Annotated in this window: 30 protein-coding genes and 1 tRNA gene; 29 read left to right on the forward strand and 2 right to left on the reverse strand. The window is 65.8% G+C overall.

The genetic code is table 11. The features are described from left to right. The 29 genes from QNO03_RS10470 to csrA all read left to right on the forward strand — a co-directional run. The coding region (locus QNO03_RS10470; RefSeq protein ID WP_289603282.1) for a flagellin at nt 1–646 on the forward strand (646 nt) is incomplete at its 5' end. A gap of 237 nt (nt 647–883) precedes the next feature. Further along, the gene (gene fliD, locus QNO03_RS10475) at nt 884–2218 is read left to right on the forward strand and encodes a flagellar filament capping protein FliD (RefSeq protein ID WP_289603283.1); all 1335 of its coding nucleotides are present in this window, start codon (nt 884–886) and stop codon (nt 2216–2218) included. A 2-nt stretch (nt 2219–2220) separates the two neighbouring features. After that, nucleotides 2221–2658 (forward strand): flagellar export chaperone FliS, encoded by a 438-nt coding sequence (gene fliS, locus QNO03_RS10480; RefSeq protein WP_289603284.1) that lies wholly within the window; start codon nt 2221–2223, stop codon nt 2656–2658. After that, complete coding sequence (locus tag QNO03_RS10485; protein ID WP_289603285.1) at nt 2648–2992, forward strand: hypothetical protein; 345 nt, start codon at nt 2648–2650, stop codon at nt 2990–2992. Before fliS ends, QNO03_RS10485 begins: the two co-directional genes overlap by 11 nt. Nucleotides 2993–3177: 185 nt before the next feature. Continuing rightward, complete coding sequence (locus QNO03_RS10490) at nt 3178–3519, forward strand: flagellar basal body rod protein FlgB (RefSeq protein ID WP_229950946.1); 342 nt, start codon at nt 3178–3180, stop codon at nt 3517–3519. After that, nucleotides 3519–3911 (forward strand): flagellar basal body rod protein FlgC, encoded by a 393-nt coding sequence (flgC, locus tag QNO03_RS10495; RefSeq protein WP_289603286.1) that lies wholly within the window; start codon nt 3519–3521, stop codon nt 3909–3911. The genes QNO03_RS10490 and flgC overlap by 1 nt, the downstream gene beginning before the upstream one ends. Further along, nucleotides 3911–4216 (forward strand): flagellar hook-basal body complex protein FliE, encoded by a 306-nt coding sequence (gene fliE / locus QNO03_RS10500; RefSeq protein WP_229950942.1) that lies wholly within the window; start codon nt 3911–3913, stop codon nt 4214–4216. Before flgC ends, fliE begins: the two co-directional genes overlap by 1 nt. Before the next feature lie 11 nt (nt 4217–4227). Beyond that, nucleotides 4228–5808, forward strand: a complete 1581-nt coding sequence (fliF, locus tag QNO03_RS10505) for a flagellar basal-body MS-ring/collar protein FliF (protein ID WP_354003897.1) — start codon at nt 4228–4230, stop codon at nt 5806–5808. A 59-nt stretch (nt 5809–5867) separates the two neighbouring features. Continuing rightward, nucleotides 5868–6905: a flagellar motor switch protein FliG gene (gene fliG, locus QNO03_RS10510; protein ID WP_229950990.1), complete on the forward strand. Its 1038-nt coding sequence runs from the start codon at nt 5868–5870 to the stop codon at nt 6903–6905. Next, complete coding sequence (locus tag QNO03_RS10515; RefSeq protein ID WP_289603288.1) at nt 6895–7506, forward strand: FliH/SctL family protein; 612 nt, start codon at nt 6895–6897, stop codon at nt 7504–7506. Before fliG ends, QNO03_RS10515 begins: the two co-directional genes overlap by 11 nt. Then, complete coding sequence (locus QNO03_RS10520) at nt 7503–8834, forward strand: FliI/YscN family ATPase (RefSeq protein ID WP_289603289.1); 1332 nt, start codon at nt 7503–7505, stop codon at nt 8832–8834. Before QNO03_RS10515 ends, QNO03_RS10520 begins: the two co-directional genes overlap by 4 nt. Then, nucleotides 8834–9265 (forward strand): flagellar FliJ family protein, encoded by a 432-nt coding sequence (locus QNO03_RS10525; RefSeq protein WP_289603290.1) that lies wholly within the window; start codon nt 8834–8836, stop codon nt 9263–9265. The genes QNO03_RS10520 and QNO03_RS10525 overlap by 1 nt, the downstream gene beginning before the upstream one ends. Further along, on the forward strand, nt 9265–9918 hold the full coding sequence (locus QNO03_RS10530; protein WP_289603291.1) for a C40 family peptidase: 654 nt from the start codon (nt 9265–9267) through the stop codon (nt 9916–9918). The genes QNO03_RS10525 and QNO03_RS10530 overlap by 1 nt, the downstream gene beginning before the upstream one ends. Beyond that, nucleotides 9915–11447: a flagellar hook-length control protein FliK gene (locus QNO03_RS10535; protein WP_289603292.1), complete on the forward strand. Its 1533-nt coding sequence runs from the start codon at nt 9915–9917 to the stop codon at nt 11445–11447. The genes QNO03_RS10530 and QNO03_RS10535 overlap by 4 nt, the downstream gene beginning before the upstream one ends. A gap of 14 nt (nt 11448–11461) precedes the next feature. Next, a complete protein-coding gene (locus QNO03_RS10540) occupies nt 11462–11908 on the forward strand; it encodes a flagellar hook assembly protein FlgD (RefSeq protein WP_229950926.1) in 447 nt (148 codons plus the stop codon). Between the two features lie 40 nt (nt 11909–11948). Then, on the forward strand, nt 11949–13145 hold the full coding sequence (locus tag QNO03_RS10545; protein ID WP_229950923.1) for a flagellar hook protein FlgE: 1197 nt from the start codon (nt 11949–11951) through the stop codon (nt 13143–13145). A gap of 168 nt (nt 13146–13313) precedes the next feature. Further along, entirely contained in the window at nt 13314–13619 is a 306-nt protein-coding gene (locus QNO03_RS10550) for a flagellar FlbD family protein (RefSeq protein WP_229950922.1), read from the forward strand. Next, nucleotides 13619–14440, forward strand: a complete 822-nt coding sequence (locus tag QNO03_RS10555; RefSeq protein ID WP_229950920.1) for a motility protein A — start codon at nt 13619–13621, stop codon at nt 14438–14440. The genes QNO03_RS10550 and QNO03_RS10555 overlap by 1 nt, the downstream gene beginning before the upstream one ends. After that, nucleotides 14437–15255 carry an OmpA/MotB family protein gene (locus QNO03_RS10560; RefSeq protein ID WP_229950918.1) on the forward strand — a complete coding sequence of 273 codons (819 nt, stop codon included), beginning with the start codon at nt 14437–14439 and terminating at the stop codon, nt 15253–15255. The genes QNO03_RS10555 and QNO03_RS10560 overlap by 4 nt, the downstream gene beginning before the upstream one ends. Before the next feature lie 74 nt (nt 15256–15329). Then, complete coding sequence (locus QNO03_RS10565) at nt 15330–16199, forward strand: flagellar motor switch protein FliM (protein ID WP_229950917.1); 870 nt, start codon at nt 15330–15332, stop codon at nt 16197–16199. Nucleotides 16200–16201: 2 nt separating this feature from the next. Continuing rightward, nucleotides 16202–16903: a flagellar motor switch protein FliN gene (gene fliN, locus QNO03_RS10570; RefSeq protein ID WP_289603293.1), complete on the forward strand. Its 702-nt coding sequence runs from the start codon at nt 16202–16204 to the stop codon at nt 16901–16903. After that, a complete protein-coding gene (gene fliO, locus QNO03_RS10575; RefSeq protein ID WP_229950913.1) occupies nt 16903–17409 on the forward strand; it encodes a flagellar biosynthetic protein FliO in 507 nt (168 codons plus the stop codon). Before fliN ends, fliO begins: the two co-directional genes overlap by 1 nt. After that, a complete protein-coding gene (gene fliP, locus QNO03_RS10580; protein WP_289603294.1) occupies nt 17406–18257 on the forward strand; it encodes a flagellar type III secretion system pore protein FliP in 852 nt (283 codons plus the stop codon). The genes fliO and fliP overlap by 4 nt, the downstream gene beginning before the upstream one ends. Next, entirely contained in the window at nt 18257–18532 is a 276-nt protein-coding gene (gene fliQ / locus QNO03_RS10585; RefSeq protein WP_229950908.1) for a flagellar biosynthesis protein FliQ, read from the forward strand. Before fliP ends, fliQ begins: the two co-directional genes overlap by 1 nt. After that, entirely contained in the window at nt 18533–19291 is a 759-nt protein-coding gene (locus QNO03_RS10590; RefSeq protein WP_289603295.1) for a flagellar biosynthetic protein FliR, read from the forward strand. Then, on the forward strand, nt 19292–20419 hold the full coding sequence (locus QNO03_RS10595) for an EscU/YscU/HrcU family type III secretion system export apparatus switch protein (RefSeq protein WP_289603296.1): 1128 nt from the start codon (nt 19292–19294) through the stop codon (nt 20417–20419). Continuing rightward, nucleotides 20416–22473, forward strand: coding sequence for a flagellar biosynthesis protein FlhA (locus QNO03_RS10600; protein WP_289603297.1), 2058 nt, complete (start codon nt 20416–20418; stop codon nt 22471–22473). The genes QNO03_RS10595 and QNO03_RS10600 overlap by 4 nt, the downstream gene beginning before the upstream one ends. Nucleotides 22474–22504: 31 nt before the next feature. After that, nucleotides 22505–23608 carry a hypothetical protein gene (locus QNO03_RS10605; protein ID WP_289603298.1) on the forward strand — a complete coding sequence of 368 codons (1104 nt, stop codon included), beginning with the start codon at nt 22505–22507 and terminating at the stop codon, nt 23606–23608. Between the two features lie 88 nt (nt 23609–23696). Beyond that, nucleotides 23697–23948, forward strand: coding sequence for a carbon storage regulator CsrA (gene csrA / locus QNO03_RS10610; RefSeq protein WP_229950897.1), 252 nt, complete (start codon nt 23697–23699; stop codon nt 23946–23948). 261 nt (nt 23949–24209) lie between these two features. On the opposite strand, the gene QNO03_RS10615 is transcribed toward csrA, so the two are convergent. Continuing rightward, nucleotides 24210–24545, reverse strand: a complete 336-nt coding sequence (locus tag QNO03_RS10615; RefSeq protein WP_289603299.1) for a hypothetical protein — start codon at nt 24543–24545, stop codon at nt 24210–24212. A gap of 182 nt (nt 24546–24727) precedes the next feature. After that, a tRNA-Thr gene (locus QNO03_RS10620) sits at nt 24728–24800 on the reverse strand. Nucleotides 24801–24813: the final 13 nt, after the last annotated feature.

A 24813-nucleotide genomic window follows, 5' to 3' on the forward strand; every position in this document is an offset into this window, starting at 1 on the left:
TGCGCAGGACGGCATCAGCCTCATCCAGACCGCTGAAGGCGCCCTGACCGAGGTGCACAACATCCTCAACCGTGTCCGCGACCTGTCTGTCCAGGCAGCCAACGATACGAACAACACGGATTCCCGTGCGGCCATCGCGAAGGAAGTCACCGCGCTGACCGACGAGCTGACCCGTATCAGCGAGTCCACCAACTTCAACGGCATCCAGCTCCTGGGTAAGGCTGCTGGCGATGACGCCCCTGCATTTGGCGACACGCTGAAGGTCCACGTCGGTGCTGCTGCCGACGAAACCATCAGCATCAAGCTCACCGATGTCGCTGGCATTGTTGAAACCATGAACACCGGCTTCACCGTCGAAACTCAGCCTGGTGCCGAGGCAGCCATCACTGCCCTGGATACCGCCATCACGGCTATCTCCACCGGCCGTGCCGACCTGGGTGCACAGCAGAACCGCCTGGAGTCCACCGCACGCACCATCGCGGTATCCGTGGAGAACCTCTCCTCGGCCAACTCCCGCATCCGCGACACGGACATGGCAGCGGAAATGGGTAGCTTCACCAAGTCCCAGATCCTCTCCCAGGCCGCTACCGCAATGCTGGCCCAGGCCAACCAGATGAACTCCGGTGTTATGCAGCTCCTGCAGTAGCAGATCGGGCAACACCGGATTCATCAGCAGTAAGAACCACCAGCAGTAACCGCAGTACCGGCAGGTGAATGGCCGCTGGCGGCGGGGAAACATGACTTGGACCTCACGCTTCCCGCCGCCAGCCCATTCCCTGCCTTCTGTTTGTCACGGCAGGACCAGGCAGGACCAGGTAGGACCCCCGTAAGACAACAGCAAGACATCAGCAAGACTCGGCAGGACTTCTCAAGGAGCATTTCCATGGCGCTAGGCATTGACGGGCTGATCAGTGGCATCGACACCACTGCCATGATCGCTGACCTGATGAAGATCGAAGCCCGCCCGCAGGCCCTCCTGAAGCAGAAGGTTGAATCCAACCAGCTGTTCGTGACGGCGCTGCAGAACCTGAACACCAAAGTCGCGTCCCTGAGCGAAGCTGCCGCCAAGGTGGCCAAAGCAGGCGGCACGGACCGCTACGCCGCCGTCACCGGCTCTCCAACCGTCACGGCCACCACAAAGGCCGGCGCTGCCGCCGGCTCGCTGGACATCACCGTCAACAAACTGGCCACAGCCCAGGTTTCCCTTTCGAGTGCCATGGCGGCCTGGCCCAACGGAGACGCCCTCGCCATTTCCGCGAACGGAACCATCACCGAACTGGATACTGCAGGCAAAAGCCTGGACGAAGTCATCAGCACGGTCAACAAAGCCAACCTCGGCGTCACCGCGGTCAAGATCGCCGCCGGCAGTGTGGACGGCGTTGCCCAGTACCGGATGCAGTTCAGTGCTTCCGCCACCGGCGCAGCCGGAGCCTTCACCGTCTCCCAGGGCGGTACTGACCTGGGCGCCATTCGGGCCGGACAGGACGCAGAGGTAACACTGTGGGCCGGCGTGGCCGGGGCTGAAACAAAGATCACCTCCGCCACCAACACCTTTGCGGACCTCATGCCGGGCGTCGATATCACCGTCTCCGCAGTTTCGACGGACCCCGTCACGGTAGCCGTCAGCCGGGATGCCAAGGCGATTTCCGACGTCGCAGCCTCCCTCGTCGCCACTCTCACCGACGTGTTCGGCTACATTGACCGAAACTCCACGGTCTCGGTGAGCACCGCTGACGGGACCACCAAGGCCACCGGCGGCGTGTTCACCGGAGACTCGAGCATCCGTTCCCTGAAGCAGTCCGTGATGGACGCGGCGACCGGACCCCTGGACGGACGGTCGCCGTCGGAAATCGGCATCAGCATTACCAAGGACGGCACGGTGGAATTCAATGCCGAGAAGTTCGCCGCTGCCCTCGCCGAGGATCCCGAGAAAACCCAGGCAGCACTGCAGGCCATTGCCGGCCGGGTGGAGGCTGCGGGTAAGGCCGCCTCCGATAAATATGACGGGTCCATTACCAAGCGGATCACGGGCCAGGAATCCACCGTGAAGTCCCTCAACAGCCAGATCGAGGACTGGGACCGCCGCCTGGCCTCGCGTGAATCCACGCTGAAAATGGTCTGGTCCAACCTGGAGGTCAAGCTCAGCTCCCTCAACAGCCAGATGGACTGGCTGACCGGCCAGCTGGACTCCCTCTCAGCTTCCTCGAGTAAGAAGTAACCGTGAATACGTCGATGGCGGCCAAACGGGCCGAATATGCGCGCAATGCGGTGTTGTCGGCCTCGCCGGCCCGCCTGCTGACCATGCTGTACGACCGGCTGCTGCTGGACCTGGCGCGCGCCGAAACCGCGCAGCAGAACGCCGAGTGGCCTCTTGCCTCGGAGAACCTGCTCCACGCCCAGGCCATCATTACCGAACTGCTGGGCACGCTGAAAACAGACGTGTGGGAGGGCGGGGAAAACCTCCACGCCATCTACACGTACTCACTCTCCACCCTGCTCAACGCCAATATCGGCCGTGACGCGAAGCTGACCCGCGAGTGCATCGACCTGCTTGAGCCCATCCGCCTGGCCTGGCACGAAGCATCCGCCCAGCTTCCGGCCGCGGGAGCAACACCCGCCGCAGCGGCAACCGCGGGAGGGGTCCTCGGTGTCGGCTGAATCAGCGGAGCCGTACCGCAGCCCTGCGGAGCTCGCAGGCTTCATGCTCTGGGAAGAAGTCCTCACCCAGCTTGAAGACAACCTGGAGTCCTTCCTTGAAGGACAGTCATTGACCGAACAGGCACGCGGGGTCGCCGCAGACTGGGAACCCCCGGCCGAACTCGGCCCGCTGCCGGAGGCCCTCATTCCGCGCGCCCGGATGCTCGCCAAAGCGCAGTCCCGGGCCTACGCGCAGCTGCGGAATGAGTCGCGGATCAACCGTAAACAATCCCAGTTGATTCGAAGTGTTCCCGGCCCGCCGCCGTCGGCTGTTTACCTCGAAGTTGATGGCTAGAAGCCGCTTAATACCAAGGCACCTTACTTTCCCATATAGCGCAGGCCGGTAAAAAACGAAAAAGATTAAGCGGTTACCGCTTACCTGCCTGTCAATTAAGCCGATAAAGAATAATGAGCACGGATAGCTCAAATAAAAGGCCACGGATCGGCCGCACTGTCCCTTTAGCGAGAACTGGGTTCCACGTGTTCGATTCCGTATCCTCCATTGCACTTCAAAGTGCACTGGACGGTCTTGCTCTCCGTCAGCGGACCATCGCGAACAACATCGCGAATGTGAATACCCCTGGCTACCAGGCCCAGCGCGTCAGTTTCGAAGATGCCCTCGCCAAGTCAGTGAAAGCCGGTAACGGAGCGGCCGCCGCCACTACCGAGCGTTCCCTTGAACCCACCCGCCTGGACGGCAGCAACGTCAACCTGGACACGGAAACCCTGTCCAATATCGACACGGTGCTGCGTTACCAGTTCGCTACCCAGGCCGTCGGCGGGGAAGCGAATTCCCTCCGCACCGCGATGAGGACCAACTAATGACTTTCGATGCCATCGGCATTGCCGCAACCGGGCTGACCACGCACCGCAAGTGGCTGGACGCCGTCTCCGATAACCTGGCCAACGCCAACAATGTTTCCAGCACCGACGGTGCTGCCTTCCAGGCACGCTATGTCGTAGCTCAGGAAGGCCAGGAGGGCACCGGTGTCCGCGTTGCCGGCGTCGCATACGGCGACGCCGAAGGCCGGGTTGTCTACGAGCCCGACCATGCCCTTGCCGACGCCGAAGGCTACGTCCGTTACCCCGACATCGACCTGTCGGAGCAGATGGGCAACCTGATCCTCGCCCAGCGCGGCTATGAAGCCAACGCCGCCGTGGTTGACCGTGCCAAGAGCACATACGAAGCTGCACTCCAGATTGGACGCTCCTAATGCCCGTTCCCGCCATCGCCGCTGTCAGCAGCACCACGCCGACGGGCTACGTGGAAGCTCCCAAGCCGGCCGTCTCCACTGACGGTTCGTCCTTCGCCACCCAGCTCACCGGCGCCGTGGACAACGTCACGGAACTGCAGTCGACTTCCAAGACCCTCGCCGTGCAGGCAGTAACCGGGGACCTGGATGACATCCATGCCGCGACTATCGCCTCCACCCGTGCCTCCGTCACCCTGGAACTTGTCGCCGCCGTGCGGAACAAGGGTGTTGACGCGTTCAACGAGATCATGCGGATGCAGGCCTGATGCCCGGACCCATGAGCGCGATGACCGGACGGCTGGGCAAGACTGCCGGTCAGTTCACCCTGGCGCAGAAAACCATCGCCATTATCGGCATCGCCGTGGTGGCCCTGGGCATCGCGCTGCTCGCCTCCTGGCTGACCAAGCCTTCCTACACACCGCTGTTCTCCGGGCTTGAGGCTACGGATGCCAACAGCATTGTCGAACAGCTCAAGACCGACGGCGTTCCCTACGAGGTCGCCGACGGCGGTGGATCCATCATGGTTCCCGAAGAGCACGTGTACGACCAGCGGCTCAAGGCCGCCGGTGCCGGCCTGCCTTCCGAATCCACCGGCGGCTATTCTTTGCTGGATGAAATGGGCGTAACGTCCTCCGAGTTCCAGCAGTCCGTGACGTACAAGCGGGCGCTGGAAGGCGAAATCGCCAAGACCGTGGGGGCCATCGACGGCGTTAAGAATGCCTCCGTGCAGCTCGCCATCCCCGAAGACACCGTTTTTGTCTCGGAAAAGTCGGATCCCACGGCGTCGGTGTTCGTTGAAACCCAGAGCTCGAAGACCCTCAGCGCAGACCAGGTGTCCGCCATCGTGCATCTCACCTCGGCCTCAGTCGACGGCATGCAGTCCACCGACGTCGCCGTCATCGACGCCAGTGGCACTGTGCTGTCCGCAGTCGGCACCGGTGCCACCGGGTCAGCGGACAAACAAGCCACGGATTATGAGGAGCGGGTCTCCGCCTCCGTTCAGACCATGCTGGACCGAGTGGTCGGCCCGGGCAACGCGACCGTAGCGGTTGCAGCCGATATGAACTACGAGTCCGCCAACCGGGTGGAGGAATCCTTCACCGCGCCGCAGGACACCCCCGCGCTGAACGAAGCCACCAGCACCGAGGAATACACCGGAGGCGCCGGCGGTGCCGCCGGCATCCTCGGACCGGACAACATTGCCGTGCCTGGCGGAACCGGCGAGGACGGTGCTTTCCGCTCCGAGACGAGCACTAAGAACAACGCGGTGAACAAGGTGACCGAAACCCGGGAAATCCCGGCCGGTTCCCTGAACCGCCAGACGGTCTCCGTGGCCTTGAACACCAACGCAGCCGCCGGATTGAATGTCGCGGACCTGGAAGCACTGGTCGGCACTGCCGCCGGCATCAATGCTGAACGCGGTGACGAGATCACCGTGGAGATGGTGTCCTTCAACGCGGACGGCGCCACCAGTGCCCAGGACGCCCTGGCTGAAGCACAGGCAGAAGAAGACGCCGAACGCCGGGCCCAGATGCTCCAGATGGGAATCATCGTGGCCGGCGTTGTCCTGATCGTCATCCTTGCCCTGGTCGCCTACGCCATGCGCTCCCGCCGGCAGAACCGGGAAGCCATTGATATCGGCGAACTCCCGGAACTGGATCCGCTGGCCCCGCCCGCTGCCCTGGCGATGCTCAATGAGCCCGCACCGGCGGTCTCCACGGATACCGCGTCGATGCAGATTGTGGCCGCAGCGGTGGACCAGGACCGCAAGCGTGCGGAAATCGACGCATTGGCCGCACAGGATCCGGTCCGTACCGCGGATTACCTTCGCAACCTCATGGAGGAAAGCCGATCATGACCGAGCTTGCCACCGCCCCGGCCGGGCTGTCCCTTGCCCAGGGCGCGCAGCCTTTTGCGATGGGCGGCGCCCCGGTGCAGGATGTCGACCCGGGCGAACTGACCGGAACCCAGAAGGCTGCCATCGTGCTGATGCAGCTGGAAACGTCCCGTGCAGCGGTGGTTATGCAGCAGTTCACCGAGGCGGAGGCGCAGTCGATTGCTGCGGAGATTGTCCGGCTCCGGCGGGTTGACGCCGCTGTGGCTGAAGATGCCATCAACGAGTTCTATGAAATGTCCATTGAGGGCCGCCGCCGTGCCCACGGTGGACGCGACGTCGCGATGGGGCTGCTCGAAGCATCCTTCGGTATTGAACGTGCCTCCGGCGTGATGGAACGGCTTGCCTCCTCCATGGCGGGCAAGTCATTCGAATTCCTCGAAACCGCTGAACCCACCCAGGTGATCGCGTTGCTGGACGGCGAACTGCCGCAGACGATCGCGCTGGTCCTTGCGCACATGCGGCCGCAGCGGGCTTCCGCCGTGCTGACCGGGCTGAGTGCGGACCTGCGCACCGACGTCGCGCAGGCCATCGCCACGATGGCCCGGGCCACCCCTGAGGCCGTGCGCGTGGTTGCCGAGACCCTGCGGGCGCGTGCTTCCGCCCTGGGTGCTGCGCGCGAAGCGTCCGATGCCATCGGCGGCGTGCAGCCCCTGGTGGAAATCATCAACCGCTCCGACGCGGTGACCGAGCGCGCCCTGCTCGAGGCCCTGGAGGACCGCGATCCGGACCTCGCCGAAGAAGTCCGCTCACGGATGCTCACCTTCGGCGACCTGGTCAAGCTCGAACGCCGCGACGTGCAGCTGGTGCTGCGCGGCATCGACGTGGGCACCCTGGCCCTGGCCATGAAGGGTGCCACCGAGGCTGTACTGGATGCCATCCGGACGAACGTGTCCGAACGCAACCGGGAGCTGCTCGACGACGAGATCAAGAGTTCCGGGCCGGCCCGCCTCTCGCAGGTGGAAGAAGCACGGGCCAACATTGTCCGGGCCATCCGCGAGATGGAAGCCCAGGGCATCATCGAGGTGCACCACGCGGACGAGGAAGAGTATGTCTACTGACGAACAGACGTTCTCGCGCCTGATCTACACCTCGCTGGGCGCCAAGGACGAAGCACAGCTCGGTGCACAGGTGGAAGCCCGCGGCCACGCCGCCGGTTATGCCGCCGGCCTCCGCGCCGCCGCCGCAGACACCGACCTGCTGCGCCGCAGTCTGCGCGAGCAGTACGACGACGAAATGCGCCGGGGACAGGAACGCATCAACCGGAGCCTCACCGCGCTCAACTCCGCCGTTTTCAGCCTTGAAGGCCGCACCGTGGCCCTGATTACCGACCTCCAGGACGCGCTGGCGGCCTCCGCCATCGATCTGGCCGAAGCGCTGCTGCGCCGCGAACTGGAACATGGCGACGCTTCCGCCCGTTCGGCGCTGGCCCGCGCCTTGGAAGGCGTTGACATCGACCTCGTGCAGCGCGTCCGCATGCATCCGGTGGACCTCGCGTCCCTGGACGAAGACACCCTGCGCCGCGCCCGGGTGGAATTTGTGGGCGACGCCGGCCTGCAGCGGGGCGACGCCGTCACCGAATTCCCGGACGGCTACCTGGACGCCTCGCTGGGCTCCGCCGTCGACCGTGCCCGCACGGCATTGCTGGGGGAGGACTCATGACCACCACCACCTGGCGCCCCCGACCGGACCGCTTCGCCGCCGCCCTCCGCTCCGCTGCACCGCAGCGGATCGGACGGGTGTCCTCCGTCCTGGGCCTGAGTATTGAAATCGCCGGGTTGGATTGCGGCGTGGGCGACCTGGTGTCCATTGGCCACCCCGGAGCGGAAGTGGACGCCGAAGTAGTGGCTGCCACCCGTGAAGGAATCCGCTGCATGCCCTTCGGCCGTCTTGCCGGTCTGACCGCCGGAACACCGGCACGCTCCAAGGGCACACCGCTGCTGGTCCCCACCGGCACCGGACTGTTTGGCAGGGTGCTGGACGGCCTGGGCCGGCCCATCGACGGCAAGGGACCGCTGCAGGTCGAAGCCTTCGTCCCGCTGGACCACGAAACCCCCTCAGCCATGCTGCGCACCCGGATCGACACCCCGCTGCAGCTCGGCGTCCGTGCACTGGACACCCTCACCACCGTGGGACGCGGCCAGCGCATGGGCCTGTTCGCCGGCTCCGGCGTCGGTAAATCGTCGCTGCTCTCGATGATTGCGCGCGGTACGGATGCGGAAGTATCAGTCATCGCCCTGGTAGGGGAGCGCGGCCGTGAAGTCCGCGAGTTCCTCGAAGACGATCTGGGGGCCGAAGGCCTCGCCCGGTCCATCGTCGTCGTCTCGACGTCGGACGAGCCGGCCCTGATGCGCCTGCGTGCCGCGTTTGTGGCCACCCGCATTGCCGAGTCCTTCCGGGACCGCGGCGCCGACGTCATGCTGATGATGGATTCCCTGACCCGTGTGGCCATGGCCCAGCGGGAAATCGGGTTGTCCGTGGGCGAACCGCCCGCCACCCGCGGCTACCCGCCCTCCACCTTCTCCCTGCTGGCCCAGTTGCTGGAGCGTGCGGGCACCGGAGAACGCGGATCCGTCACCGGCATGTACACCGTGCTGGTGGACGGTGATGACCACAATGAACCCATTGCCGACAGTGCCCGGTCCATCCTGGACGGGCACGTGGTCCTGGACCGCAAGCTGGCCGTCTCCGGCCACTTCCCGTCGATTGACGCCCTGGCCTCCATCTCCCGGGTGGCTTCCCGGGTGAACCCGCGCGAACGCAGCGACGCCGCTTCGACCCTGCGCCGGGTGATGGCCGCCCGCCGCGCTGCCCAGGACCTGCTCGACGTCGGGGCCTACCAGCGCGGATCCAATCCACTCGTGGACGCGGCCGTCGACAACCAGGACGCCATCAACGCCTTCCTGCAGCAGCGCATGGATGAACAAACCCCGGCGGAGACCGCCTGGGCGCAGCTGCAGACCCTGACCCGGATGCTGGGGGTGTCCTGATGTCCCGTACTTTCCCCCTCGCCGGCCTGCTTCGCCTGCGCCAGCTGCAGCAGGACCGGGCCGCCGGTGAACTCGCGGCAGCCAATGTCCGCATGCGTGAAACGCGTGAGGCCCGCGCCGAGGCTTACAACACCCTTGAAACTTCCCTCAGCGAGGCGGTTGACGTATCGACCATGAATGCGATCGCCGCCGCCCGCTCGTCTTCGCGCAGCATGCTCGCGGACCTGGCCGCACTGGGAACCCGGCACGCAGCGGAAGTGGAAGCGGCCCGCGCTGAATTCTCCTCCGCCCGGGCCCGTTCGGTGGGCCTGGAAAAGCTTGAAGCCAAGTTCGCTGAGGCTGAAGCCGCCGAGGACCTGCGCACCGAACAAACCATCCTGGATGAACTCGCCGGCACCGCCTGGCACCGCCGGCAGAAGGAAGCCAACTAATGAGCATGACGGACGCCCTTGGGCGGATCGACGAAATCCGGAGCACGCTGAGCCAGCTCTCCGGCGCCAAGGCCGCGAACGCGGCCGCGGCTACCTCCACTTCTTCAGTGACCGGCTCCGACGCGGAATTCGCCTCCACCCTCTCCGCGTTGACTTCAGCTGCGTCCGGGGGCACCGGCGGAGCTGCCGACGGCAAGGTACTCGACGCGGTCCAGAAGTACCTGGGCCTGCCCTACGTGTGGGGCGGCAACGACCCGGCGAAGGGCCTGGACTGTTCTTCGTTTGTGCAGAACGTCTACAAGGACCTGGGCTATACCCTGCCGAGGGTCACCTGGGACCAGATGAACTCCGGCACCGAGGTTGCTTCGCTGGCCCAGGCGCAGGCGGGCGACCTGCTGTTCAGCCACGACGGCGGACACGTCGCCATCTACCTGGGCAACGGAAAGGCAGTGGATGCTCCGCAGCCGGGCCAGACCATTGCTATCCGCGATGCGTGGGAAACGGACGCGAACCTGACCACTATCCGGCGCATCCTGCCCACCGAAACCGCAGGAACCACCGGAACCGGCGGCGCTGCAGGCACCGCAGGCCTCTCCGACCTGGTGGCTTCCGCCCGCGCCGCACAGGCGGCAATGATGGGATCGGCAGCATGAGCGTCCCCACTGGAATGCCGCGTCCGGCCGCCCCCGCTGCTGCCCCGCGGACCGCTTCCACCACCGCCGACGCCGGGTTCGGCGCGGCCCGGTTCGGGTCCTCACTCGAGGACGCCTTGGCCGCTTCGACCCCGAACGCCGGGATGGGTACTGCCGAAAAGGAATCCGCCACCCCTGGTGCTTCTCCGGAACGCACTTCGGTTTCACCCACCTCACCGGCGCCATCCCTGGCCGCAGTTTTCGCGGGTCTTGCCGGTCTTGCCCTGCCTGCTGCCGGTACGCCGGCACCACCCGCCGGCGGGGTATCCCCGGACGAGGCCGGGGCCGCTCCGGAGGCAGTCCCGCAGGAGACCGCTCCCGCCGGGACAGTCTCCGCCGGGTCCGGCTCTTTGGACGAAGCCGGCTTGGCACCGGAAACTGCCGCCGTCACTACAGGCACCGTATCTCCGGCTTCCGCTTTCATGAGTGCCGGCTCGCCCGCAGCCATGGCAGCCGCGGCCGGCGGAGCCAATGTTCTTACCGCCTCGACCAGTGCCACCGCTGCGGTGCTCCCGGCAATGCCCGCGGCAGCACCGGCTTCCACCGGGCCCGTCTCTGTTTCGCCCGCAGCAACCGGAACTGTTCCGGCAGCGGCCGGCCTGGCCCGGCCCGCCGCGGCGCCCGGACCGGCCCGCCAGGCATCGGCGGCACCGGAGACCGGACGGACCGGAAACGGCCTGCCCACTGCCGTCCTGCCCGGCGCTGCTCCGGCCATCCCCGCCGGAACAGCACTTCCCTCGGCCGGCGCGGTTTCCGGCGGCGCAGCCAGCACCCCGGCTCACCCCGGCACCGGCACCGGCACGCCGGCCACTGCCGGGGCTTTCGCTGAGACTTTTGCCGCGGCAGTTCCAGCCTCCGCGGCCACGGACACCGCTTCTCCCTCCGTCCCTGCGGCCACCATCCCTGCGGCTACCGCAGCGGCCGGCGTGGCCGGAACCCTCGCCGCTGCGGGCGAAGCCCCAGCAATGGTGCCGAACGTTGGTGCGGTTTCGCAGTCCACCATCGTGTCCAGCCCGGCGGCCGTGTCCGCGGCTGCCACTCCGGCACCCACCCCCACCCCGCTGCTGTCCCAGGTGTCCCAGCCGCTCTTCAGCCTCGCGGCGGCTCCTCAGGGGGAGCACACGATGACGCTGAGCATCACCCCGGACAACCTCGGACCGGTCACCGTCCGTGCCCATGTGGGCGCCGACGGTGTGCGGATTGAGCTTTTCGCTCCCTCCGACGCCGGCCGGGAGGCGCTGCGCACCCTGCTGACGGACCTTCGCCGCGATCTTGCCGGTTCCGGGATGAACGCGAACCTGTCACTGTCCTCACAGGATGCGCCCGGACAGGGCGCTGACCGCGGTGATGGTGACGGCCCTGCCGACCCGGGTGCTGCGGCTGAGGCAGGACAGCCTGCCTCGCGTGCCCTGCGCCCGGAGGACAACACACCCAAGACTTACCGCCCCGGATCCCCGGACGCGGCACTGACCATCGATTTCCTGGCCTAGAAAAGGAGACCACTGTGCCTATCGAAGCAGTCGTGGCAACCCCCGGCAGCAGTATCGCTGCCGAGCCCACCCGCACACCCAAGCAGAGCATGGACAGCGAGGTCTTTATGCACCTGCTGGTCACCCAGCTGCGCAACCAGGACCCAAGCTCGCCCATGGACACCAACGACATGATCGCCCAGACCACCCAGCTGGCATCCATGGAACAGCTCACAGCCATGGCCAAGATGGATGAGGAGAACTTCTCCCTGCAGATGCGCATCGCCGCCGCTGCGCTCATCGGCCAGAACGTCACCTACACCAACGACGAAGGCGTGGCCGTGACCGGAACCGCCAAGTCGGTGTCCTACGCCGCCGGCGTCCCCACCGTCAACATCGAGGGTGAAGACGTCCTCCTGGACCGGATCTCCGGAGTTGTATCCGCCGAGTCCACACCTAAAGCTCCCGCAGTAACCGCATAACCTCCTTCCCAGGCACCACCCAAGCTGAAAGGCGCCACCCATGCTTCGCTCCCTTTACTCCGGCATCTCCGGACTCCGCTCACACCAGACAATGCTTGACGTCACCGGCAACAACATTGCCAACGTCAACACCTCCGGCTACAAGGCCACGGCCGTCCAGTTCCAGGACACCCTGTCCCAGCTGACCCAGGGCGCCACGGCCCCCGGCGCCAACAACGGCGGCTCGAACCCCGCCCAGGTGGGCCTCGGCGTGCTCGTCTCGGGCATCACCACCAACTTCACCCAGGGTTCGGCGCAGTCCACCGGCCGCGCCACGGACCTGATGATTTCCGGTGACGGCTACTTCGTCACCAAACAGGGCACCCAGACCACCTACACCCGTGCCGGCGCCTTCGACATGGACGCCTCCGGACGCCTGGTCACCACGGACGGCAAAATCGTCCAGGGCTGGACCGGCGTCGACGGAGTCATCAACACCGGTGGTGCGGTCGGCGACGTCACCCTGCCCGACGGCGCGGTTTCCCCCGCCAAGGCGACGGCGAACGTCACCATGGGTGGAAACCTGCCCTCCGAGACCCTGCCTGCGGATCCGGCAGCTGTTCCTCCGCGGGCTGCCGGCACGATCGTGCGTGATATGACCGTCTACAACAACAACGGCGTCGCCAGCGTTATCCCGCTGACTTTCACCCGTACCGGCACCGGCTGGGACGTTTCCGCACCGGGAGCTACCACTGTTCCGCTGACCTTCACCGACGGCAAGCAGGCAGCCGGGAACGCCGCCTCCATCACGGTTGGGGGTGCTGCGGTGGACCTCACCGCCCTGTCCAGCTACGCCGGCGTGAGCACGGCGTCAGTGACCGGCCAGGACGGCCGCGCCGCGGGCACCCTGGAGTCCTTCTCCATTGCCAAGGACGGCACCTTGATCGGTTCCTTCACCAACGGCGCCAAGCAGTCCCTGGCACGCATCGCCGTAGCCACCTTCACCAACCCGGCCGGTCTGGAGAAGGCCGGCAACTCCGGCTACACCGCCACCGTCAACTCCGGCAATCCGGTACTCGGCGGCCCCGGCGATCCCGGCATGGGCAACGCCGTTGCGGGTTCCCTGGAAATGTCCAACGTGGACCTGTCCCAGGAATTCACCAACCTGATCGTGGCCCAGCGCGGCTTCCAGGCCAATGCCCGAATCATCACCACCTCGGATGAAGTGCTGCAGGAACTGACCAACCTGAAGCGCTAATGCGTTCCGCACCGGACGGCCCCGCCTGGACAGGCGGGGCCGTCCGGTGCGTTAAAGGCCCCGCCGGACAGGGTGCCCGTGGGCGGCGTTCCTAACGACGGCGGCGCAACGGCCGAAAGTAGGGGTGAGGACCTATCGGAGTCCTGTGGAACTAGCCAGGACGGGGCAATGATTGTTCTTACGCGTCTCAATGATGCTCAGTTCGCGATCAACCCTGACCTGATCGAGCGGATCCACGCCAATCCGGACACCACCCTGGTCATGGTTGACGGAGCAAAATACATCGTGACCGAGAGCCTGCCGGAGGTCATCGACAGGATTGCCGCCTACCGGGCGCAGGTCATCTCCATGGCCCGGGATATCCCTCCGCGGGTTCCGGGCCGCAGCCTGGGGCTCGTACCCGACACTTTTTCCGCAGACCCGGATAAGCCATCCGCCGTCAACACTGTGCCCCTTCGCCCTAGGAACGACTAATGGATCCAGCAACAATTATCGGCTTAGTCCTCGCCTTCGGGTCGCTTTACGCCATGATCACCCTCGAAGGTGCCCATGTGTCCGCGCTCCTGCTGCCCGCGCCGATGATCCTCGTGTTCGGAGCCACCATAGCCGTGGGCCTGGGCGGCAGCACCCTCAAGGACTTCCTCCTGTCCTTCAAATCCCTGCCGCGGGCCTTCGTAGGCAAGACCCCCAAACCGCAGGAGACCATTGACCGGGTGGTCCTGCTGGCTGAAAAGGCCCGCAGCGAAGGCCTCCTCTCCCTCGAGCAGGATGCCGCTGAAGCCGAAGACCCCTTCCTGCGCACTGCCCTGCAGAACATCGCCGACGGTACCGACGGCGAGGAACTGCGGATGCTGCTCGAGGATGAAATTGCCACCAAGTCGGCCACTGACAAGATTGCGGTGAAGTTCTTCAACGGCCTCGGCGGCTACGCGCCGACCATCGGCATTATCGGTACGGTCGTTTCGCTGACCCACGTCCTTGAAAACCTCTCCACACCGGACCATCTGGGACCCATGATCGCCACGGCTTTCGTCGCGACCCTCTGGGGACTGCTTTCGGCCAACTTCATCTGGCTGCCCATCAGCACCCGGCTCAAGCGGCTGGCGGACCTCGAAGCCGAGGAAATGACGCTGGTCATGGAGGGTGTCCTGGCCCTGCAGGCCGGCAGCCAGCCCCGCCTGCTCGGGGAGCGGCTGCGCGCGATGGTCCCCGCCCACGCACTGGGCGGCAAAGCGGATAAGGCCGACAAGGCTGACAAGGCCGACGCCGCAGACAAGGTCCAGGACGCAGCGTGAGCACCAAACGCCGGCGTCCCAAGGTAGAAGAGGAGGAGCATCCCGACGAACGCTGGATGGCCTCCTACATGGACATGGTCACCGTGCTGATGTGTATGTTCATTGTCCTGTTCGCCATGTCGACCGTGGATGCGAAGAAGTTCGAACAGCTCAAGGAATCCCTGGCCACCGGATTCGGCGCGGAGGAGAGCAACACGGTGGACACCGCCGTCGGCATCATTGTGCCGCCGGACCAGGTGGACAGCGAGGAAGTCGTCGAACCCGAGGCCTCCCTGGCCGCACAGGCAGCCAAGGAGGTGGACGACCTCACGGCACTGCAGGACGCCATCTACGCCGGGCTGCAGGAAAAGGGCATGGAAGACGCCGTCCGCTTCGAAATGGATGAGCGCGGCCTGACCATCCGCCTGGTCAGCTCCGAAATGTTCTTCGCCCCTGACCTGGCGGACCTCACCGACCAGGCCGTGCAGGTCCTGGACACGGTGGGACCCGCCCTGGCGCCCACTACCTACCAGGTCTCCATCGAGGGCCACACGGCCCAGGTCCGGCAATTCGCGGACAACGCCCTGGACTGGGAACTGTCCTCATCCCGTTCCGTGAACGTGCTCCGCTACCTGGTGTCCAGCGGCGGGGTCCTCCAGGACCACATCAAGGCGGTCGGCTACGGGGAATCCCGCCCGCTGACGCCCGGCAGGGATGCCGCGGAACTCGCACGGAACCGGCGCGTCGACATCGTCGTCCTGTCCGGCCAAAGCGAGGACGTCCGCTCGCTCATCCCCGGAATCGTCGCGGAGCGCCAAGCCACCGCGGGCACCTAGCAGCCCTTCTTACGCGGACGGCGCAACTGCCGATAGTGCGGTATGTGATGGTCCAAGATTCACCCTCCTTAAGCATGCCCGTGAAAGCCAAGCCCGTAGAGGTCTATGACTTCAGCCGGCCCACCACGCTGGCCCGCGAGCACGCACGGGTGCTGGAAATGGCCTTCGATACCTTCGCCCGCCAGTGGGGCACCCAGCTGACCGCCAAGGTCCGGGTGCTCTCCCAGGTCACCTCCGAGCAGGTGCAGGTGCTCAGCTATGACGAGTACGCCGCCGCCCTGCCGGACAACACCGGCATGGTGCTGTTCAACATCTCCACCACATCCGCAAAAGCAGTCATCCAGTTTCCGATGGCCGCCGCGCTGTCCTGGGTGGGGCACATGCTCGGCGGCACCGGCTTCCAGACGGCCCCGGAGCGCAAGTTCACGCATATCGAGCAGGCACTGCTGGGCAAAATCATGGACGACGCCGTGGAGGACCTGCACTATTCCCTCGGCCACCTGCTCTCCGCCCCGCTGACCCTGGCCTCGGTGCAGTACAACTCGCAGTTCGCCCAGGCCGCCGCGTCCGGGGACCCCATGATTGTGGCCACCTTCGAGATGGTGGTTGGCGAAACCACCGCTCCCGCCACCGTGGCCATCCCCGCGGCCGCCCTGCTCCCGCAGCTGGACCCGCTGAGCACCCCATCCACCATCGCCACGCCGGCCGAACTTGTCCAGATGCAGATTGCACACGTGCCCGTAAAGGTGTGCCTGCAGCTGGAACCCATCACGGTGAAACCCGCCATGGTCCTAAACCTTGCCGTAGGGGACGTCCTGAATCTCGGGCATCCCCGCCACCGCCCGCTGAACGTCACCGTTGACGGACAGACGCTGGCGCAGGCAGCAGTAGGTGCCAGCGGGTCACGCCTCGCCGGCAGCATCGTCAGTATCGAGGAGAAGTAAACATGTCCAGCCCGCACAGCCTGCACGCCGACGCCGTTTCCGCCCTGGTGCGGGGTCTGCCCACCCCCCTTGTCCTGGAACCGATCCCGCATAACGGGGCCGGAGTGCCGGCGTCGCACACCGCGACGGCAGTCACCGCGTCCTTCGTGGGCACCGAATCGGCCGACCTGGCCCTGGTCCTGGACAGCTCCTCACCCCTGGCCGACGTCGCGGGCACCGATTCCGCGCTCGTCTCGGCGGCAGACGTACTGCGCCCCTCCCTCGAAGCCGCCAGCGCCACGCTGGGCATCGGCGTTCTCGGTGAGGCCCGCACCGAGGACGCATCAGCACTTTTCGCCGATCCGGCCAGCGTCGTTTTCGAACTCCGTTCCCCGGAGGGCACCGCCGGATGGTTCGCCATCCGGCTGCGGGACAACCCGGGCACCCAGGGCGGGCAGTCCAACCCCTCGATCGTGGGCAAGATGGGCCGTATCAACAACATCGAGATGGCGCTGACCGTGGAAATCGGCCACACCCGGATGTCCGTGCGCGATGTCCTGAACCTCGAACCCGGACGCGTCGTGGAGCTGGACCGCTCCGCCGGAGCGCCGGCAGACATCCTGCTGAACGGCCGCTTGATCGCCAACGGAGAAGTTGTGGTCATTGACCAGGACTACGCGGTGCGGATCACGAAAATCCTGGACGTGGTCGAGGGGCTCAATTAGTGGATACCCTGTTTCTGGGACTCCGCGTCCTGGTTTCACTCGGCGCCGTCCTTGGACTCCTGTGGTTCCTCCAGCGCTACCTCACCCGTAACGCGCGTTTCGACGGAGCGAACCAGCCCGCAGTACGCGTCGTCAGCCGGCAGCCGCTGACCCCCAAAGCTTCCGTGGTGGTGGTCGAGACCGAAGGGCAGCGCTTCCTCCTGGGCGTCACCGAAGCTTCGGTGAACGTGCTGCACACCGCCGAACTGCCCCCGGCACCCGAACCCCTGCCCACGTCGGACGACGGTTTCGCTGCCTCGCTGGAAGCCGCCAAGGCTGCCGACCCGTATCCGCAGTACGCCGGAGATCCTTCCGCCGGCCTGCCCTCACGCCGTGCCGGCCGCGGGGCGCATGCCCTTCCGCCGGTCCAGCCGGTACCCGCGAAGTCCGCGCTGTCCGGTTCCATCCTCGCCCCTGACACCTGGCGCCAGGCCGGCGCAGCCCTCCGCCGGGGACGCAAAGGGTGAGCGCCGCCGTCGACGTGCGCAGGGTACGGCACACCCTCGGACTGGCTGTTGCGCTGTTCCTCGCTGTGGTTGGCCTGCTCCTGCTGGGCGCTGCCGCCGGCCATGCCACCACGTTTGATCCGGCGCCCCCCGTGGCACCCACCGATCCCGCCGCCCCCACCGAGCCCGACGACGGCGGCGGGCTGAGTATCGACATCAACGGCCAGGACGGCTCGCCCTCCACGGCTGTGACCACGCTGATCGGCATCACCCTGCTTTCGGTGGCACCGTCGCTGCTGCTGATGCTCAGCTCCTTCACCAAGATCTTCGTGGTGCTGGCCATGACCCGCAACGCGTTGTCGCTGCCCTCGATCCCGCCCAACCAGGTCCTCGCGGGACTGGCACTGTTCCTCTCGCTGTTCATCATGGCTCCGGTGATCAGCGAAATTAACACGCTGGCCGTGCAGCCGTACCTCAACGGTGAGCTCAACTTCGATACCGCCCTCGACACCGGGACCGGGCCGCTGCAGCAGTTCATGCTCGCGCATACCCGTGAAGAGGACATCGCGCTGATGACCCGCGCGGCCGGGCAGGAAAACCCGGAAACCCCCGAGTCTGTTCCACTGACCACGCTGATCCCGGCGTTTATGATTTCCGAGCTGCGGGCCGCGTTCATCATCGGATTCGTCATCTTCATCCCGTTCCTGGTCATTGACCTGGTGGTGTCCGCGGCACTGATGTCCATGGGCATGATGATGCTCCCGCCGGTGATGATCTCCCTCCCGTTCAAGATCCTGCTGTTCATCCTCGTGGACGGCTGGGGCCTGATCATTACCTCCCTGATCAACAGTTACCAGGGCGGTACCTAGTGGATACAAACGCCGTACTGGACATTGCGATGCAGGGGCTGTGGGTGTCGGCCAAGCTGTCCGCGCCGGTGCTGATCACGGCGCTGGTGGTTGGGTTCGCCATCTCGCTGATCCAGTCCATTACCCAGATCCAGGAAGTCACGCTGTCCTTTGTACCCAAGGCCCTGGCCGTGGCCCTCGCCCTGGTGGTGTGTGGACACTGGATGATTTCTGAAATCGTGGCCTTCACCCATGAGATGTTCCAGAGGATCCCGTCCCTGCTCGGCGGGGGTTAGATGGAGATTACCCTTGACCAGGAGTGGATCGAGGCGTTCCTGCTGGCCTCGGTGCGGATGGTGGCCTTCCTGATCGTCGCGCCGCCGTTCTCCTACAACGCCTTCCCGGCGCGCATCAAAGCCATGCTCGGGCTTGGCCTGGCACTCGCCATAGCGCCGCAGGTGAGCGAGGACTACAGCGCGCTGGGCACCGGAGCGTTCTTTATGGCCCTGGTCCTGGAGCTGCTGGTGGGTGCCGTACTGGGATTCCTGGTGCTCGTGGTGTTCTCAGCCGTCCAGTCCGCCGGCAACCTCATCGACACCTTCGGCGGCTTCCAGCTCGCCCAGGCCTTCGATCCGCAGTCCATGGTCAACGGTGCCCAGTTCACCCGCGTCTTCCAGATCACCGCCCTGGCACTGCTTTTCGCTTCGGACGGCTATCAGTTGATTATCGGCGGACTGCTGCGCAGCTTCACCGCGCTGCCGCTGACCGGGGGACTGGACCTGAGCGAACCGGCGTCGGCCTTGACCACCGCGGTCTCGCAGATGTTCCTGGCCTCGGTGCAGATTGCCGGGCCGCTGCTGGTGGTCCTCTTCCTGGCTGATGCCGGGCTGGGCCTGCTCACCCGCGTGGCTCCGGCCCTGAATGCCTTCGCCCTCGGTTTTCCGCTGAAGATCCTGCTGACCCTGTCGTTGGCTTCCGTTGTTTTCCTTGCCCTGCCCCGCATTGTCTCCGGGCTGGTCGACACTATCGTGCGCGGGCTGACGGGGGTGGGATAGATGCCGGAGCAGGACTCAGGGGAACGGACCGAGCAGGCCACCGAGAAACGGATGAAGGAAGTCCGTTCCAAAGGCCAGCTTTCCCGTTCAGAAGACCTCACCGCGTGGGTGGGCGTGGGCACCGCTGCCCTGATGATGCCGTTCACCATTTCGCGCGGCAGCGAAGCCGCGGGGGATATCCTGGCAGGCGTTGCCACCACCATCGCGGACCCCGATCCGTTGCTGGCCCTCACCCAGATGAACGAGGGGCTGGGCACCCTGGCTTTCATCCTTGGCCCGCTGCTGGGTGTGGTTGCCGTCGTCGTCCTGCTGACCGCCGGACTGCAGGGCGGGATCCACGTGAAGAAATTCAAGGGCAAATTCGAACAGTTCAACCTGATCACCGGTGTCAAGCGCGTCTTCGGCACCCAGGCCCTGTGGAACGGCGTCAAGTCCCTGCTCAAGACGGCAGTGGTGGGACTGGTCCTCTATGCGGTGATCCAGCAGCTTATGCCGGTGCTGATGTCCGCCGGCGGGCTGCCGGTCTCGGCCGTCCTGGAAGCAGCGGGCGGAGGCACCGCCCTGCTGCTGCAGGCTGCCGTTGCCGCCGGCCTGGTCCTGGCCGCTGCCGACATCATGGTGGTCATGAAACGCAACCGCAAACGCACCCGCATGACCAAAAAGGAAGTCAAGGATGAAAACAAGAACAGTGAGGGCGATCCGCTGATCAAGTCGCAGCGCAGGTCCCGGCAGCTGGCCATGAGCCGGAACCGGATGATCGCCGCTGTGGCGGATGCCGACGTCGTCCTGGTGAACCCGACGCACGTGGCTGTTGCCCTGAAATACGAGCCGGGCAAGTCCGCGCCCCGGGTCGTCGCCAAGGGGGCGGACAACATCGCCTCCCGGATCCGCGAAGAGGCGGAAAAACAGGGCGTCCCCATGGTCTCGGACATCCCCCTGGCCCGTGCCCTGCACAGCGCCTGTGAGCTCAACGAGGAAATCCCCGCGGAACTGTACAACGCCGTCGCCCGGGTCCTGGCCTTCGTTATGGCCCTGAAGCGGCGGGGCGCCGCCCGGGGCATGCACACCATGGCGGCCGCACCGCCCGAACCCGTTACCACCCCACAACACCGTAAGGCCGCGTCATGAACCGCAACCGCAACCTCCTGAAGCTCGCCGTCCCCATTGGTGTCATCGGCATCATCCTGCTGCTGGTGGTGCCCATCCCCGCGGGCCTGCTGGACGTGCTGATCATCATTAACATCCTGCTGGCACTGGTGATCCTGCTGACCACCATGTTCGTCCGCAAGCCGCTGGACTTCTCGGTGTTCCCGTCCCTGCTGCTGGTCGCCACACTGTTCCGGCTGGGCCTAAACGTGGCGTCCACCCGGCTGGTGCTGGGGGAGGGGTATGCCGGCCAGGTGATTGAGGCGTTCGGCCACGTGGCCGTGGGCGGCTCGCTGATCATCGGCTCGGTGATCTTCCTGATCCTGGTGGTGATCCAGTTCGTGGTCGTGACCAAGGGTGCGGAACGCGTGGCCGAAGTAGGTGCGCGGTTCACCCTTGATGCCATGCCGGGCAAGCAGATGGCGATCGATGCGGACCTCAACGCCGGACTGATTACTGACACGCAGGCCCGGGAGCGCCGGGCGGAGGTCTCGGCGGAAGCGGACTTCTACGGCGCCATGGACGGTGCATCGAAGTTCGTCAAGGGTGACGCAATAGCCGGCCTGATCATCATCATCATCAACCTCATCGGCGGCATCGCCATCGGGATGCTCCAGCGCGGCATGTCCGCCGGCGAAGCAGTGAACACCTACAGCCTGCTGACCATCGGCGACGGCCTGGTCACCCAGATTCCCGCGCTGCTGATGGCCGTCTCCACCGGCATGATCGTCACCCGCTCCAATGCCGAGGCGGACATGGGGTCCACGGCCGGCGCGCAGCTGGGCCAGTCCCGGAACGCGCTGATGATTGCGGGCGGCGCGGCGATAGTGATGGGCATGATCCCCGGCATGCCGATCGCCCCGTTCCTGATCATCGGCGCACTGCTGCTCTTCATTTCGCAGCGGATCAAATCCAAGGAGACAAGCGATCAGGCTGAAAAGGACTCCGCCCAGGCGGCCCTGGACGCACCCGCCAGCTCAGAGACCACTGAGGACCTGATTGAACAGATGCGCGTTCATGCGCTCGAGATCCTCCTGGCACCGGATCTGGTGGACATTGTCACGGGCGGGTCCGACGATCTCCTGGCCCGGGTACGGGCGCTGCGCCGCAAGATCGCGATGGACCTGGGCATCGTGGTGCCCCCCGTGCGGACACGCGACAGCGTGGAACTGCCGCTGTCCACCTATGTCATCCGGATCTCCGGTGTGGAGGCGGGACGCGGGGACGCCCCTGCCGGCCGGATCCTGGCGCTGGGGGACTACCTTGACGGGCTGCCCGGCACCGCCACGGTGGAACCGGTGTTCGGCCTGGCCGGCAAGTGGGTTCCGGCGGAAATGCAGCACGCCGCCGAAATGTCGGGGGCCACGGTCATTGACCGGGTGTCCGTACTGGTCACGCACCTGTCCTCCGTCATCACCGCCAACGCTGCGAGGCTGCTCACCCGCGAGGACGTGCGGGTGCTGACCGAGGGCGTCAAGCAGGTCAATCCCTCCGCCGTGGACGAACTGATTCCCAATGTGCTTTCCCTGGCGGAAGTGCAGCGGGTGCTGCAGGGACTGCTGGCGGAGCAGATTCCCATCAACGACCTGCCCCGGATCTACGAGTCCCTGCTGCTGCGCGCCAAGGTCTCCCAGGATCCGGAGGGGCTGATCGAGACCGCAAGGACCGCGCTGGGTCCAGCACTCGCCGCACAATACGTTGCCGACGGGGTCCTCCGGGTGATCATGATCGACCCGGCACTGGAACAGTCCATGCTCGAAGCCCTGCGGCCCTCCGACCAGGGCAGCCAGATCCTGCTTGATCCGGCCAAGGTCGATACCGTGCTGGCCTCGCTGAAGAACGCCGTTGCGGCGGCCGAGAATGCCGGGTTCAACGCGGTGCTGGTCTGCGCCCCGGCCCTGCGCCCGGGGATGCGCCGGCTGCTCTCCGCCCAGACCGGTGGACTGCCGGTGCTGTCCTACCAGGAAGCAACAGCGGGTAATGTCGGTATCGAGACTGTAGGGGTGGTGCGTGGAACCGAGACGATTTCAGCTTGAGGGGCCGTCGCTTGACGTCCTGAAAGCCCAGGTGTTAGCCGAACATGGCCCGAAGGCGCGGATTATTGCTGCGGAAAAGGTGACCATCGGCGGGATTGGCGGTTTCCTTTCCCGCCAGCATTACGAGGTGACCGTGGAGCTGCCGCCCAGCGGCCGCCGCCGGGCGCCGGTGGAACCGGATCTGCCCGCCGGGACGGTATCCGGCCGGGCGGGTATTTCGGCGCTCCTCGAAGAGGCGGAACGGGCCGAGTCGACCCTTCACCGGTCCGGCTCCGCAGGCCAGGCCGTTGTCCAGGCGGCCCCCGTGGTACAGCCCCTCGCTATCGAACCTGTGCCTGCCCCCGAGACGCATGCCCCGGCTCCGCCTGCCCCGAGCGCACCAGCCCCGGCCCCACTGCCTCCTGCCGTGCTTCCGGCGGACGAACCGGCTCCGGCCGTCTCGACCGACTCCACGGCGTTCGCACAGCTGATGGATACCCTCGCAGCCAGTACCGGCGCCCCGGCGTCGGGCTCCGCCGCCTTCACGCCCGGGCTGCAGCAGCAGTCAATGCAGCTAATGAACCAGGGCGTTCCCGGCCAGCCCGTGTTGGGCCGCATCAACCAGAGCCTGGAACCGGCCCAGCGCAGTGCAGTGCCGATGGCTCCTGCTCCGCTCACAGGCGCAGGAGACCTGGTGATGGTGGTTGGCCTCGGCGACGACGCGCTGGAGGTCTGCCGTTCCATGGCTGACGCGTCCGGTGCCGGCGCGGCAGCCGTCCGGATCGCGGGAGTCCTGGAGACCGACGGCGTGGGCCGGGCGGCGGACCGGCGTGCGGTGGCAACAGCCCGTGCAGCCGGCGTGATGGCGGGCCACAGCATCTTCCTGGCCTACGGCCTGGGCCGGACCGGCACCGAAATGGGGCGGCACACCACGCTGATCTCCGCCCTGGCCGCCGATCAGGTCTGGGTCGCGGTCGACGCAAGCCGGAAGTCCGAAGACACCGCTGCGTGGGTGGGGGCGGTCCGGTCAGCGGCGGTGGTGGACGCCGCAGCCGTCGAAGGCATCGACACTACGGGTACGCCGCAGTCCGTCAACGAGCTGGGCCTGCCTATCGGCTGGCTCGACGGCGGCCCCTCGCCCACTCCAGTGCTCTGACCCCTCTGATCCCCGGAGAGGAAAACCCGCCGTGCTGAACGGTTCCACGCTTCCCGCCCTTCGCCCCGCCGTGGGGTAGAGTGGGCGGATGCTGGTGCTAACACGCAAGTCCGGGGAGCAGATCCTGATCGGGGATGACATTGTCATCACTGTTCTGGATTCACGCGGTGACGGCGTGCGCATAGGCATCGACGCACCCCGCGGGGTCAAGATCCAGCGCAACGAAGTAGTGCGCGCTGTGGAAGAGGCCAACGTAGCTGCCAGTACCTCGGCCCTGCCGGATGCCGAAGACCGCATCAAAGCGCTGCTGGCCGGCAGGATGCCCCCGGCACAAAACTGACCGGGCGGTTCCCGCACAGGGACCTGGACGCAGTATCTTTCAAACGCAGTATCTTTCAAGCGCAGCAGCTCTCAACCGTGGCTGCCCGCAACCGCAGCAGCTGAATCCAGCACTTTTGAACCGCGGAACGCTGTCAACTGCGGAACGCTGTCAACCGCGGAACGGCTCTTAAAACAGAAACCCCCGCCGCTTCTTGGGGAAAACGACGAGGGTTCCTGGTCAATTACCCGGGGACGGCCGGGCGTATCAAGGGACCTGTTGCTAAGCGAGGGTACGCTGTGCGCGTTTGCTGCCCAGCCCCAGGAACCGGCTGCCGGCGTGGGGGCGCCGCGCAGACGTTGTGGTTTCCCGCCGCATTTGCGAACCTTCGGCAGGAACATACTGGGAGATCCCGAAGTACTCGGGAAGGACGCGGCGCTCGTGGCTGCTGCAGCGCACGCCCGGGTAGCGGAAACCAGTGATGACCCAGCGGCCCCTGTCCTCCACCCAGTCGGGGACCATGCGGCGGTTGCATTCGTTGCAGAACGGTGCCAGGAAGAAATCGCGCTCGACCATGGTGTAGCGGCGGGTAGTGTGACCCGTCAATGCTGTGTCCATGAGTATCCCCTTCGTCCGCAGGTATTCTGCCCGTGCAGTTCCTCTTCGAGGCTACGGCGGCCCCCAACGGAAAATCCCAAATTCCGGCGCAAGGAAGCTGGAATTTAAGCGCAGTATTTCCCCTATTCGCAAGGCGCGGACAACAGAAAACCCCCGGCACGAAGGTGCCGGGGGTTTAGCTGAGCCTCCTGCCAGAATCGAACTGGCGACCTTCTCATTACGAGTGAGACGCTCTACCAACTGAGCTAAGGAGGCGGGCTTCACCTGA

Source organism: Arthrobacter sp. zg-Y877, from assembly GCF_030373105.1.
In the GTDB taxonomy this organism is placed as follows: Bacteria; Actinomycetota; Actinomycetes; order Actinomycetales; family Micrococcaceae; genus Arthrobacter_B.